The organism is Oxynema aestuarii AP17, from assembly GCF_012295525.1.
GTDB lineage: Bacteria > Cyanobacteriota > Cyanobacteriia > Cyanobacteriales > Laspinemataceae > Oxynema > Oxynema aestuarii.
In genome coordinates, this window is record NZ_CP051167.1 from 2,276,615 (window position 1) to 2,290,967 (window position 14,353).

A 14,353-nucleotide genomic window follows, 5' to 3' on the forward strand; every position below is an offset into this window, starting at 1 on the left:
ACGCGAAAGCGCCTCCTGACTCCTTTCGAGACGCTTTCGCGATCGCACCATCGCCGGATCGGTCTCAAAATGAGTGCGACGGGGACATCGAGCGGACGCCCCCGCCGTCGGTTCCGGTGCAGTTCGTCCCCGCGCAGTTTATGTAAAAATTGAAGATCTCCAGAGTGTAAATCGCATCCCTTTGGAATCGATATTATTCAGTCGATCGCGTGGACTAAGTTACTATGAATAGTAAATCCCCCTAACGACTCGTTATCTTCTGACAACGATTGTTAAATGGTTTTCTCAATCCTCTTCTCAACTTGTTGCTCTTGCCTCTGAAGTAGGATCGAGGTGCAGGTTTTAACTCTCGAACCCTTGACGATTTTTAACTAAATTTCGCTTGTCGTATTCCTATTGTTTTCCCGCGATCGGAAAGTCCGAAGAGGTCGGTTCGTACTTTAGCGATCGCCAATTAAAACAGGCGGGGATGTCGATCGCTGCGGTTCTCCCCCGAGTGCCGAGGGATGTCCTTTTTCCCAAAAGCTGATTCGATCTCTAACAGCGATCGCCCCCCAGGTCAGTGCGCGATCGTGCAGTTTCTTCTCAACAGATGCACTGACGCCATCCCACGAATTTATGCTCAGATCGAGGAGGATCGGCGATAGTGAAAGCCTTCCTTGCCGGAAAACGGGCGATCGCCAACTTGTATTGGGATGGTGAAATGTTAGAAATGTTTGAAATGGTTTGAGTGGGGGCGCTCAAACTTGTAAAAATTTGTGATTGATAAAGCCGCGATGAGAATTTTACTGGTCGAGGATGACGAACCGATTGCCGAAGCACTCGTAGCCAACTTAAGCGAGCAAAACTACGTGGTGGATGTGGCGACCGATGGCGAAGTCGGTTGGAATCTCATAGAAGCGTGTGCCTACGATTTAATTCTGCTCGATTTGATGTTGCCGAAAGTCGATGGTATTACTTTATGCCACCGCTTGCGCGCCGAGGGCTATCAAATGCCCATTCTGTTAGTAACCGCTAAAGATTCCACCGAAGATAAAGTCAAAGGCTTGGATGCGGGGGCCGACGACTACATGGTCAAACCGTTTAAAGTGGCGGAATTGACCGCCCGGATTCGCGCCTTGTTGCGTCGGGGAAACTCGCCATTACCTCCGGTCCTCGAATGGGGTCAGTTGCAGCTCAACCCGAGTACCTGCGAGGTGCATTTTGGGGGCAAGCCCGTCACGCTCACCCCCACGGAATATCGCTTATTGGAATTATTTTTACGTAATAGTAACCGAGTCTACAGCCGCAGCGCGATTTTAGATCATTTATGGTCCTTTGAAGAACCTCCGGCAGAAGATACGATCCGCGCTCATATCAAGGGATTGCGCCAGAAGTTAAAAGCGGTCGGGGCTCCGGCAGATTTGATCGAGACCGTGTACGGGTTGGGGTATCGCCTCAAAGCCTTGCCGACGGGGGCTCCAGGCCCGAGGGCGATCGATGTCTTAGTCGCCGGGTTGGATGGAGAATTGGTCGAACAATTGCGCCAGCGCCTGTCCGAGGTCGAAATTTGCAGCGTGCAGACCGGAGAAGAGACCTTAGAACAATTGGGGGCAAAACGTTGGTCTTTGTTGACGATCGCCCATCGCTTGAGCAACCCGGCGGCGGTCGAAGTTCTCAGACAGGCGGGAACTAAAGGACTGACGGACAATTTGCCGATCGTTTACTGCGTTCCCGACGGTACCGATACCGAGGCGATCGCCGCCACCGGGAAAAAAAGGAAAACGAAGGCCAAAAAAGGCGAACGGCGCAAGACAAAGGGGGGATCGGAGGCGATCGCCTTCGTCGGCGATCCGGTTGACGGCGAAACCTTAGTGCGCCAGATCGCCGATACCCTCCAACTGTCTTTAAACGATCCCCCCAGCCTCACCGAAGCCCAAAAACAACAAACCCAAGCCGCCGTCGCCAAAGTGTGGGAACGCTTTAAAGACCGGATCTGCGATCGCGTCACCATCGTCGAACAAGCGGCGATCGCCCTCAAAAAAGGCCACCTCGACAACGAACTACGCCAAAGCGCCCACCACGAAGCCCACAAACTGGTCGGATCTTTAGGAACCTTCGGCTTTAACGAAGGATCTCAACTCGCCCGCCAAGTCGAACAATTGTTAGATTGTGCCGAGGTTCCCGAAGAAAAAGCCCTCTATTTCGCCGATTTAGTCGTGCAGTTGCGCGCCGAAATCGACGACAAACGCCGGGACGAAGACCGCAATCACAAGGGATCCCAAGACGAACGCCCGCTTCTGCTCGTCGTCGATGACGATCGCGAACTGAGCGAACCGATCGCCCAAGAAGCCGGACGCTGGGGGATGAAAGTCTTGGTCGCCCGCCAAGTCGCACAAGCGCGCGAGGCGATCGCCCGCCGCCGCCCGGATGTAGTTCTCTTGGACATCTCCTTACCCGTCGATCCCGGCGGCGCCTCCGATAACGGAGCGACACCGGAAGCGTTAGAGGCGATCCCCCTGGAGACGGACTGCACCAACGAAGAAGACCGCAAGCAAGAAGGCTTAAAACTCCTCGAAGAACTCACCAACCGCACTCCCCCCGTCCCCGTCCTCGTCTCCACCGTACACGGTAGCGTCGAAGACCGCCTCGAAGTCGCCCGTCTCGGCGGACGCGCCTTTTTAGAAAAACCCGTTCCTCCCTCCCAGGTGATGGAAGCGGTCACCCAAGTGTTGCAGCGCACCCACACCACCGAAGCCCAAGTCATGGTCGTCGATGACGACCCACAAATCTTGACCCTCTTGCGAACCTTCCTCGAACCGTGGGGAATGCGCCTCATCACCCTTTCCGACCCCCAGCGCTTCTGGGATACCTTGGAACTGTCCACCCCGGATTTGATCGTTTTAGATGTCGAAATGCCCCACATGAGCGGCATCGAACTGTGTCAGGTGGTTCGCAACGATCCGCGATGGAGCGGTCTACCGGTCCTCTTTTTAACGGGCCATACCGACCCGGAAACGGTCCATCAAGTCTTTGCCTCCGGCGCCGACGACTACGTGAGCAAGCCGATCGTCGGCCCCGAGTTAGTCACCCGGATCGTCAACCGTCTCGAACGCACCCAACTGTTACGCAATATGGCGGAAACCGACGCCCTCACCGGAGTAGCCAACCGCCGCAAATCTACTCAGGAGTTGGGCAAGTACCTGCATCAAGCGGAACGCCACGACCGACCGCTTTGTTTGGCTATTTTAGATTTGGATCGCTTCAAACAAGTTAACGATCGCTACGGACACGCCACCGGAGATGCGGTTCTGCGACAATTCGGCAAACTCCTATTACGTACCTTCCGCAGCGAGGATGTGGTCGCACGCTGGGGCGGGGAAGAGTTTATCGTCGGTATGTACGGCATGACCAAGCACGAAGGGCTCAAGCGCTTAAATCAGGTGTTGCAGATGGTCAACCACGATTTATCCGTCGGCCCGCCAGAAGATCGATTCTACGTTACTTTCAGTGCCGGGATTTCCGAATATCCGGAAGACGGCAAGGATATTCAATCTCTCTATCGCACGGCAGATAAGGCATTGTATCAAGCCAAGGATCGGGGACGTAATTGCGTGTTGGCTTATTGAGGGGTTGAGCGGTCACACTTCCAGTTCGACCGAGACCGGGAAGTGATCCGAGGGCCAGATCCCGTGGGGGCGATCGCGGTTGACGCGGACGCCGTGGCATTTGAAGCGGCGATCGCAGTACAGGGTATCGATCGCCGCAAAAGGGCGGTCGCGAAAGTCGTGGAAGGTCAGTTGTTCTTCCGGACTCAGGGCGGCGATCGCGTCTTCCAAATGGATGCCGTTGGCGAGGGGTTGGCCCAAGATCTGGCGCGGTCGGCTGTGGGCCTCGTCGTTAAAGTCTCCCGCGACGATCGCCCGCACCCGTTCCGGGGAGAGTTGGGCGAGGCGATCGGCAATTAAGCGGGCGCCTCGTTCCCGGGCGATCGCGCTGCGGTAGTCGAGATGGGTGTTAAAAATGGCGATCCGGCTTGGTTCTCCCTTCGCGATCGCCCCGTCCCCCTCGGCGGCTTGGAACAGACCCCAGGTCGTGAGGCGCGGTAGGGGATTTTGCCACTCGGGGGAGACGCTGCCGGGAATGTCCGGGGTTTCGCTCAACCAAAAATCGCCGTGTTCGATACAATGTAGCCGCGATCGCCGATAGAGGATCGCACAACATTCCCCCGTCCCGGAGCCGTCGCGATCGCGCCCGATACTCTCGTACTCCGGCAATAAGCGATGCAGGTCGTGGCGCTGGGACGGGAGCAATTCTTGAGTGGCGATCGCGTCCGGTGCTTCCCTTAAAATCAATTCCGCCACGACCTCCCGCCGCCGACTCCAGGCGCAATTCCCCGGATCCGGTTTGTCGTAGCGCAGGTTAAACGTCGCAATTTTAAGGATCGTCGCTGCCATGAAGATCTACAACTTTAGGCTGTTTTGTACTACTTTTATAATACTGCCGTGTAGGCTGCTAATCGGTAAGGGGAAGAGAGCAGACTGTTACAAAAAAATTTTGATTTCAATTTCCCGAGCTAGTCATCCTAGCCGAGTTGTAAAATCTATTCAGAAATAGGATTTTGAGCAATATAGCAATCGTCAATGATTTGTAACTCAACTAGGGCGTGTCATCAATTATGTAGGTTCACAAAAGTGACCGAACGTGGAGGAAAGCGCCTGCGGAAAATTAAGCCAGCCAAATCACGGATGCAGCGAGGTAAATGCCACCCAGGAAGTTCACCGAGCCCTTGTCATAGCGAGTGGCAATCCCTCGATGCTGTTTGAGCTTGGCAAAGAAGTTTTCCACCAGATGTCGGGTTCCAGACAAACATCGATCGTAATCGTGGGCTTCTTTTCGATTCTTTTTCGAGGGAATGACAACTTCAATCCCTCGCTCGCGCAACGGTTGTCTGGCTCGTTCGTTGGCATCGTAAGCTTTATCCGCTAGCAGTGCCTGGACTTCCACTGACGGCAGTAACTGATCGGCAGCGACGAGATCGCTGGCTTGACCGGGACTTAAAAAAAAGATATGGGATTCCCCAAAGCGTTCGGGAAGATCTCGCCAAGGAATCCCTGCTCGAAAGCGATACAACACAGCTTCGACGAATAAACGGTTATCTTTAGCTGTGACCCCAACTGTACCCGGACGACCCGGAAGCAGGTGTTTGATGGGTTGCCATTGGTCGTCTCGTAAAGCCTAACGCCGTTTCATCCCGGTTTTGAGCTATCTTGAGCGAACGGGCAGCAGGCTACACACTTTTCACTATTTTTGTCAATTCCCTTAATTGATGACAGACCCTAGGGAGTAAGATGCTCCCACTCTAAAGGATTTCATGTGGGTCGCCCTGATTCAACTAATTTAGGAATGCTATAGGATTTTTATCATTATCGTATTTTTCAATAAATTCACTCAGACGGTCATTCCCGTATAAGTATAAATCCATCAATCCAGTAACTAGCTTAATCTTATGGAAAAGGGCGATAAAATCCTACCCTTGCTCATCAATAATTTTGGATATTGGCTCCGCAATTGGAGGGGTAAAAATTAATTTTTACAATCAAAAATCTAATTATTATTTATAATAACATGCTAATGCTAAGAATCTTATAAAATTACATGAATATTTTCCACAATATTTTCAATAAAATCAACTGAACTTATAACTGAATTAGGATTAATTGGCCACCTATCTCCAATATTGTAGGTTGGATCGATATCAGCTTCATGAGCAATTTTATTTCTACGATCAACAATAGAAGCTAAATTTTGTTTTATATCTCTTGGAGATCTAGCAACTCTCTGACTTATTTCATTCCATAACTCTTTACCTGAAATCAGCCTAATCGCTTCAGAAATTTTGTCTGGATGCTGAAAACTTTTGTATCCTAGATATACTCGAATTTCATCTTCCAACCAAGAAATATCATTAAGTTTATTATTAATTAAGGTAGATAAGACTGGGATTAGAGATGAAATATTATGAGAACTTTGTAAAAATGTATCACCATAATTTTGTCGTATTTGATCTTCCAGCCAGGAAGTAATACCTAGAGCCATACTACGCTCTTGACGTGCATTTCCTAAAGACACTTTAAAACGAGAAAAAGATGATTGAGATTGATTTCGAGAAGGATTGGGTTCGGGGCGTTGTCCTCGATAAATTTCCAACATTCCTAGAGTCACAACTTCATGAATATAGTAATCTAGAGCGCTCACAGCTAATACTAAAGAAGCTCTCAATAAATCTGATAAATCTAAAATCTGAGTAGATTGGGCTTGAAGAGAGTTATAAAGAGCAATCAGGTCTCTAACACGACCTATACTAATTTTAAACTGGTCAAGTGCTGACTGCATATTGAGTGGTTAGGTTAATCACTTTATCTGCTAAATTAGAAAATGTTTTTTCAAAGTCTTTCTGTTTGTTTTGATTTTGCTGTAAAACTTTACCAGTTTGTCCTAATTGTTCAGGAGTTAAAGCGTAAATGGGAGTTCTATGTTCTTGAGAAAGAGCGATTAAACTATTAAAATTCTGAATTTTTGTCAAACAAAACGTTTCGTCAATACCCTGGTTTGAATATCCAACATCAGGTAGCATCATATTATTTTTTTCTAATACAGGTACTAATTTTTGCGATACATCCTGCTCGATCTTTTGGATCCAAATTTCAAAAGCCGCAGTTTCTTTACCTCGTATAATTCTAAAATTTTGAATAATAGTCCCTAAAAATTTTAATCTAACATCAGGAAATGGATAAGTTGCTTCCCTTAAAATTGTCATTGAACTAGCCGTTTTCGCCCATTTATACCATCGTGGTAAAATATTAGTTAAAGAATCAATTGCCATAAGAGAGAAAAAATCAGCCGTTGTAGGAACTATAAAAAAATGACTAGTCATTAAAAGATTTTGATTCAGAGAACCCAAACTAGGACTCATATCAATCAAAATATAATCAGCATTAAGCTGTTTCGCTGTTTTATCGAGTAGATCCGTTATAGATCCAGGCAAATTCTTCAGAGCTTGAATTGAACCACTGAGTTCTTGTGCAATACCTAGGGTCACTTCATATTCAGCCAAGCCAACACTCCCTGGGAGCAAAAATAAATTTTTTTGACCTTCGACTTGAATGCAATCCACAGCCTCAATCATCCTGGGTTGTGATTCAAAAGCAGGAGCCAAGCCAGTTTTTATATTAAATTTCGTGTCATAAATGTTTTGTATTCTACTTTCATCCTCTTCAGTTCCTTCTCCTAAAGCTATTCCGGTAAGATTGCATTGGGGATCGGTATCCACTAAAATAACGGTTTTACCCTTGGAAGCAAGCATCCAACCTAAGTTAAAAACAGTGGTTGTTTTACTAACGCCACCTTTGTGATTGAAAAGAGCAATTTTATGAACCACGATTGATATCCCTTGATAATTCGTTGAATTATTTTTTGAATTATATATTCAAGACATAAAAATAACAAATATTTAATTTATAGTATGGCAACTCTCAATCGAGTAACGAAGTAAATTGGCTCGATGGATTACCGCGCAACATGGGGAATCACAGGTGGGGATTGTACCTGATGATTTGCTAAAATATCCCTCTTCTGTCACTTTAGAAAAACCCTTGTCTTGACTTAATTCTAGAACCCTTACAGGGTCGGAGATCGCGACGGATTCCTAATAGAAACTCAAAAACAGGGTCAGAGCCGTCTGGATCTCTCCTGATAAGGGATACGCCGATCGCTATCTCCGACAATGAGAGAAGAGGGATAGATCTCTTTCATTATAAAAAACTCTCAGACTACAATCTTTATTGTACCTCGTAAGCTGCCGCAACGATAGATAAGGCGACCGCCGGGGCAGTGACGGCGCGCAGGATGCGACGACCCAGGGACACGGGTTGAAACCCGGCGCCGATCGCCCGTTCCACCTCCGCAGGCGTCCAGCCGCCCTCGGGTCCGGTGGCGATCGCCACCGCTTCCCCGGAACTAACGCGCAGACTCTCGCACAAGTGCGGCACGTCGTCCCCCCGCGCCACGCAGAGATAACGGCGGGCCTCCCCCACCGCAGCAATCGCCGCGTCCCACGGCACGGGATCGAGCAAGTCCGGTACGATCTGCCGTTCCGACTGTTCGGCAGCTTCTTTGACGATCCGCCGCCAACGCTCCAACTTCTGCCGACTCGGACGCAACAACGTGCGATCGCTCGTCACCGGGGCGATCGTCGTCACCCCTAACTCCGTGGTCTGTCGCACGATCTCGTCAAAACCACTCTTCGGCAACCCGACGATCGCCGTTACCGCGATCGGCAATTCCGTAGACACCGCCAGTTCTTCGAGTAACTCCGCTTGGGCTTCGGCGCACAACTGCGCCAGCCACCAGCGACCGCCCCCGTCAATCGCGATAAAGCGATCGCCCCCGTGCAAGCGCAACACTCGGTATAAATAATGACTTTGCTCGCGATCGAGGCGGACCCTACCCCCGTCGATTTGCGAGGGGTCGATAACCACTCGTTGCATAGATCCAAAACTTACTTAGTTCAAACGGGCCTCGGACCCGGCGGGCGCGATTCTGGGAAGCAGAATCGCGCTAACCTTTAGAGAACTAACCTTGCGACTTGAGCTCTTCCAAGTACGCCGCGATCGCCTCACTCGCCAACTCGCTCATCGGTCGGCCCTGACGCTTGGCTTCCACCTTAACTTGTTGGTAAACCGCATCGCGGACGTTAATGCGGCGGCGGGGGGGACGCTTGGCTGACTTCTCCGTCGCGGGCGCCGTCGCCGAACCCGTGGCATAACTCGCGGCAAACTGACGCAATGCCTCGAAGCCGACGCGATCGCAAAAATCGCCAAAGCTCTCCCGTTGCGGACGGCTGGCTTGTTCCTGTTTGAAATAAACAAACAACGGTTCGAGGGTTGCTTCGAGATTGTCGATCTCTAATTTTTCCAAATACACCCGGGATAAGCGCGTTTGGTTCGGATCGGCCCCCAACCAGAGTTGATAAGCATCGGGTGATTTCCCTACAAACCCCATTTCTGCCAAATACGGACGGGCGCAACCGTTGGGACATCCGGTCATCCGAATCACGAAATGTTCCTCGGACAAGCCGACTTTATCGAGGACCGCCCGCACGCGATCGAGAATCGACGGTAAAATCCGTTCGGACTCGGTAATCGCCAAACCGCAGGTGGGCAGCGCCGGACAAGCCATCGAATAGCGCTCTAACGGGTCGATGTCCGTTTCCGACTGAATGCCGCAGCGCGTCAGAATCTCCTGAATTTCCCGTTGCCATGCGGGTTGGATTTCGTAGAGGATAATATTTTGGCTGGCGGTGACCCGCATCGGCAGGTTATAGCGAGTCACGATCTCGCGCAAGGCGGTTCGCAACTGTAGGCTATCTCGATCCCAAACCCGACCGTTTTGGATCGACAAGCCGACAAAGAGATTGCCGTCTCCTTGTTGGTGCCAGCCGAGATAATCCTCGTATTTGAACGGGGGTAAGGGTTTGAGCGGTTCGATCGCCTTGCCGAAATAGCCCTCGACCGAGGCGCGGAATTTCTCGACTCCCCAATCGTGAATCAGGTACTTCATCCGGGCGTGACGGCGGTTGACGCGATCGCCGTAATCCCGTTGGGTGGCGACAATCGCTTTGACCAGATCGTAAACGTCGTCTTTGCTGACGTAGCCGATGGGGTCGGCGACCCGGGCGAAGGTTTCTTCTTTGTTGTGGGTGCGACCCATCCCGCCGCCCGCGTAGACGTTGAAGCCTTGCAGTTCTCCCGCCTCGTCGGTAATGACTACCAAGCTTACATCTTGGGAAAAGAGATCGACGGAGTTATCGCCGGGAACCGTAACGGCGCACTTGAATTTACGCGGCATGTAGTGGGTGCCGTAGATCGGTTCTTCTTTATCCTGGAAAATGGTGCCGTTACCGTTGCGCTGGCGGGCGGCGACCACGGCGGGGTCTTCTTGGGCGCTAATGGCTTTTTCGCCGTCGAGCCAAATTTCGTAATAGGCGCCCGTTTGCGGGGTGAGTAGGTCGGCGATGTTGTCGGCGTACTGCCACGCCAGGGTGTAATCGCGACGATTTTTGTACGGGGCGGGCGGCGCCATGACGTTACGGTTGAGGTCGCCGCAGGCGCCGAGGGTGGATCCCATGTTTTGGACGATCGCCGCGATCGCCGCTTTCAGGTTTTTCTTTAAAATGCCGTGGAGTTGGAAGCCCTGACGGGTGGTGGCGCGCAAGGTTTGATTGCCGTATTCTTCGGAGATGCGATCGAGGGCTAAATACAGTTGGGGCGGAATGAAGCCTCCCGGGGACCGGGTACGCAACATGAATTGATAGTCTTTTTCTTGCCCTTTGACCCGATTATCTCGGTTGTCTTGTTGGTAAGACCCGTGAAATTTAAGAATTTGCACCCCGTCACCGCTAAAGTGCGTGGTATCCTCTAGCAGTTCTGTAGCGAGGGGTTCGCGCAGGAAGTTACTGCGTTCTTTAATACCTTCAAGTTTAGATGTTTTGCCTGTAGGAACGGAGGGAGTTGGAGATGTCAGCATCGTCATGCGCTATACAATAGGGAAGTCAACGGTATCACCGATAATCCGCTCGGGATTCTGGTCTTTCCCTGCGATCTTATCATTGCCTATCCTAATTTACGGGATGGCGCCCAAAATTGGGATCCAGGGGCTGAGGTCGGCTAGGGGTCGCTCTTGAGTAATCATGCTGGGAAGTGAAGGACGAGGAGCGGGCGATCGCCGTCCCTCCTTTGGAATATTTTACGTTATAAATTCATGTTTTTTCGAGTTTTTGAACCTCCGTCAAAGAAAATTTTTAGGGTTGAAAAGAGTGATTTTTCGACTCAAAAGCTTATTTTTTAGGATAAACAACGAATTCTTCGGTATTTTTAAGTTGTTTTACCTTTGGATTAGTCGTTAACCTTGATGTTTAAGTAATTTTATTTTTATTGAAGCCAGATTGCGATCGCCGATCGTCGGAGAATTAAACGTGCAGGATTTATGCAAGATTTTTACGGAAACCTGGAGGGAGCGAGTCAGGCCGACCCCGTCGAGTCGAGTTGGGGGGAGAGAGACCCGGGATCGCCGCAAGGGGTGGGGATTGAGGCGCGATCGCCGAGAACGGCAGGCGGATTATAAAAAATTATTAAAGTTTCCGGAGTGAGCGATCCGAATTAAGGGCAATGACCCGGGGGAGGACCGATGGAATGGTGGAAGATGGCGCGATCGCGTCCGAGGGCTTTAGCGCGGTAGAGGGCGTCGTCCGCCGCCGCAATCAGGGAAGCGGGAGACAAGTTCGCCGAAGGAACCCGGGTGGCGACCCCCAAACTGAGGGTGACGATCTGGCCGAGAGACGAGGCTTTGTGGGCGATCGCCAAAGCATGGATGCGCGATCGCAAGGTCTGAGCCACGCTCATCGCTTCTTCAGCCCCGGTGTGGGGTAGGATCAGGGCAAACTCTTCGCCGCCGTAGCGCGCCCCGAGTTCGCCCTCGCGCAAGGTAGAGCGCAAGGCATCGGCGACCTCTCGCAAGGTGCGATCGCCCGCCAGATGACCGTAAGTATCATTATAAGCCTTGAAATAATCGATATCGCACAGAATCAACGAAAGCGGTACTCCTGCCGCCGCCAGTCGCTGCCACTCGCGATTGAGATAGGCATCAAAATGACGGCGATTCGCCAATCCGGTGAGGGCGTCGAGGGTGGCTAAATGTTCCAACTCCTGATTGGCGAGTTGGAGTTGGCGATAGAGGAGCGCTTGTTGGATGGCGATCGCCAATTCTCCGGCAATTTGTTCGACGAAATCGATATCCGACGCCTCCCACGGACCCGGGGCCGAACAGCGATCGACCCACAACCATCCCCAGAGTCCGAGACGGTCCCCCCGTTCCGGAGGGCGATCGGAATCGGGGGCGACCCCAGAACGTTCGCGAATCCAGATCGGGACTTGCAAGTGAGCGCGAATTCCCAAAGCGTGGAGGCGGGCGATCGCCGCCGAGGGGAGATCCGCCGTTTCGAGATCGGCGATCGCGCACACGGGTAAGCCGTCGCCAGCGCACTGCGGTTCCGGGTCGAACCAGCGCCAGTCCAACGATTCGTCTCGCAGGGACGGAACCGCCGACGTGCGCGATTCCACCACAAAAGTCAAATCCCGAGAACCGCCTTCCGCGAGGGGAGGGGAGACCCGGTAAATGGCGACCCGTTGCACTTGCAAGAAACGGCGCACCTCCTTCGCCGTCGTCGCCAGAATGCGATCGAGATCGAGGGAGTGGCGGATCCGTCCTTGAATCACCCCGACCAGACGTTCCCGTCGGGCCTGTCGTTGCAACGCCCCCATCAACTGTTTGCGTTCCGTAATATCCTCGGTATGGACCATCACCATATCCGGCGCCACGAACACGTAAACGATCGCGAAATGTTTCGGTTCGGCGGTCGCGCAAAAGCGATAAAACCGTTCGCTTTTAATCGTGCGTCGTTCCCGAAAACAACGCTTTAACTCCTCGACCAACTCCCGACAGTCCGCATACATGCAGCGTGCGGTTTTCCCCAACGAGCGCGCCACGCAGCCCCCCGTCATCGCCAACGCCGCATCGTTGTAGTCGATCAAGAAAAACTCATCGCCGACACACTGCCACGTTAAAGTCGGAATTGGGATGTGCTTGTACTGGGTTCGCAAGCGTTCCTCGCTTTGACGCAGGGCTTGTTCCGCTTGGCGGCGTTCGGTAATGTCGATCCCGGTACAGATAATGTACTTGACGCGATCGCTATCTTCCTCAAAAATCGCCGTATTCGACCAGGCGATCGTCCGTAACTCGCCATCCCGGGTCAACCAGCGATTTTCGTGGTGATTCGGTCCGTTTCCCGAACTCAACTGCACTAAAACCGTGTGGAACGCTTCCACCTCTTCGGGAATTAAAAATAACTCCGCCACCCGTCGGTTACTCATTTGCTCGAAGCGGTAGCCCGTCGTCTTCTCGCAGGCAAGATTGCAGCTCATAATCCGCGCCTCGCGATCGAGCACCACCACTAAAGAGTTGGCGGTATCGAGGACTGTAGAGACGAAATTGCGAACTAAAACATCTGTCGCTTCGAGCAATTGGGTCCCGAATTGACGCTGTTGTTCCAAATTTTTGAGCGCTTGTTTGAGATCGCCGATTTCTTCGCCGACGAACAACACTCGTTCTGGTTCGTTCGCCGGGTGGGGAAACGTCCTCGACCCTCGGAGGTCTCCCGGGGGAAGGGGAGGGACAGTGCGGATGCTGAGGCGCAAAAATAAGGGCGAACCGTCGGCGCATTGAAGGGTGACTTCGCGCCCGTGGATTTGCTCCGTATCGCTGTGATGCTGCCAATCGGCGCCAGTCCACCACTGACGGAAAGCTCGGACTTCTTGCGGACCGTTCAACAGGTTGACGAAGGGTTGACCTTGCAGGCGATCGCGCGAATATCCCAGTTGTCGCGCCGCAAACGCACTGACTTGCTCGACGATCGCCTCCGAGGTCAGACTGAAGTAAAAACCGGGCAATTGTTCGTAATAATTGCGGTATTGTTCGAGTTGGGCCGAGGTTCGGGCGAGTTGTTCGCGCAATTGGGCGACTTCTCGTTCGCTTCCGTCGTACTCGCACGCCACTTCTGCGGACGTGCAGTGAGTGCTCGATCCCCCGGAAGAGTCGCCGCACGAATGCGACGGATCGGATTTTCCTTTAACTTTAGCGTCACACCACGATTGGTCAGATCGGCGCTCGACATTCATGCGTATTGCCCCTATTCCCTGATGCTACTGGCTGACTGGAGACTGGCTAGGTACTGCTCTGACGGATTGCATAGTCTCTGCTGGATTGGTACGGTCCGACTGCGCTGGACGAGATGCGGTTCGAGACGGGCCGATCGATGGTGGAGCGCGATCGCTTGCCGACGAACTTGAGGCTCCTTAAAGAATTATCACCCAAGACAGCCGATGGCCACAGGTGGGTATGGGCTACCATGCTGTTAGGGCTTCCCTACGGAGGGACGGGTCTAAGCGTTCGTGGTTAAGGGATTTGACGGGTTGGCGGCGTCGCGATCTTCGCGCCGTTCGCCGATGCTGGATCGACCCAAGACAGGTTCCGACCCCGGTGGGCGATCGCCCTTTTTGACGGTCCAGTTGGGCAACTGGCATAATAATGCTCCCGACTGGCCTTAAAAACCCACTCAATAAAAGAAAGCCCGAGCCTCGGCGATCGGCGCGCGATCGCCAGCAATGACGGGTTGACGATTTCAGGAGTGCTTTACCCGTCGCCCGCCGATCGCTCGCCATGGCTGGGATGGGAAGGGATTCGAGCGACAAGGAGTAAA

At 52.2% G+C, this 14,353-nt stretch carries 9 protein-coding genes and 1 pseudogene; 2 read left to right on the top strand and 8 right to left on the bottom strand.

Features of this window, described 5'->3' with window-relative positions:
* The first annotated feature begins 776 nt into the window (after window positions 1–776).
* Complete coding sequence (locus HCG48_RS09270) at window positions 777–3,608, top strand: response regulator (protein ID WP_320415788.1); 2,832 nt, start codon at window positions 777–779, stop codon at window positions 3,606–3,608.
* A 12-nt stretch (window positions 3,609–3,620) separates the two neighbouring features.
* Here the strand turns inward: HCG48_RS09270 and HCG48_RS09275 are convergent, their stop codons facing one another.
* The 6 genes and pseudogenes from HCG48_RS09275 to sir form a co-directional block, all read right to left on the bottom strand.
* Entirely contained in the window at window positions 3,621–4,436 is an 816-nt protein-coding gene (locus HCG48_RS09275) for an endonuclease/exonuclease/phosphatase family protein (RefSeq protein WP_168568905.1), read from the bottom strand.
* 271 nt (window positions 4,437–4,707) lie between these two features.
* A pseudogene (locus HCG48_RS09280) lies at window positions 4,708–5,217 on the bottom strand (transposase); the annotation flags it as partial.
* A gap of 408 nt (window positions 5,218–5,625) precedes the next feature.
* Complete coding sequence (locus HCG48_RS09285) at window positions 5,626–6,375, bottom strand: HEPN domain-containing protein (RefSeq protein WP_168568906.1); 750 nt, start codon at window positions 6,373–6,375, stop codon at window positions 5,626–5,628.
* Window positions 6,359–7,420, bottom strand: a complete 1,062-nt coding sequence (locus HCG48_RS09290; RefSeq protein ID WP_168568907.1) for a ParA family protein — start codon at window positions 7,418–7,420, stop codon at window positions 6,359–6,361. The genes HCG48_RS09285 and HCG48_RS09290 overlap by 17 nt, the downstream gene beginning before the upstream one ends.
* Window positions 7,421–7,820: 400 nt before the next feature.
* Entirely contained in the window at window positions 7,821–8,528 is a 708-nt protein-coding gene (locus tag HCG48_RS09295; protein WP_168568908.1) for a 16S rRNA (uracil(1498)-N(3))-methyltransferase, read from the bottom strand.
* Window positions 8,529–8,613: 85 nt separating this feature from the next.
* On the bottom strand, window positions 8,614–10,566 hold the full coding sequence (sir, locus tag HCG48_RS09300) for a sulfite reductase, ferredoxin dependent (protein ID WP_168568909.1): 1,953 nt from the start codon (window positions 10,564–10,566) through the stop codon (window positions 8,614–8,616).
* Between the two features lie 459 nt (window positions 10,567–11,025).
* On the opposite strand from sir, the gene HCG48_RS09305 reads away from it, so the two are divergent.
* The gene (locus HCG48_RS09305) at window positions 11,026–11,163 is read left to right on the top strand and encodes a hypothetical protein (RefSeq protein WP_168568910.1); all 138 of its coding nucleotides are present in this window, start codon (window positions 11,026–11,028) and stop codon (window positions 11,161–11,163) included.
* Window positions 11,164–11,198: 35 nt separating this feature from the next.
* Here HCG48_RS09305 and HCG48_RS09310 read toward each other — a convergent pair whose 3' ends face one another.
* The gene (locus HCG48_RS09310; RefSeq protein ID WP_168568911.1) at window positions 11,199–13,772 is read right to left on the bottom strand and encodes a diguanylate cyclase domain-containing protein; all 2,574 of its coding nucleotides are present in this window, start codon (window positions 13,770–13,772) and stop codon (window positions 11,199–11,201) included.
* A gap of 225 nt (window positions 13,773–13,997) precedes the next feature.
* Window positions 13,998–14,315, bottom strand: a complete 318-nt coding sequence (locus HCG48_RS09315) for a hypothetical protein (protein ID WP_168568912.1) — start codon at window positions 14,313–14,315, stop codon at window positions 13,998–14,000.
* Window positions 14,316–14,353: the final 38 nt, after the last annotated feature.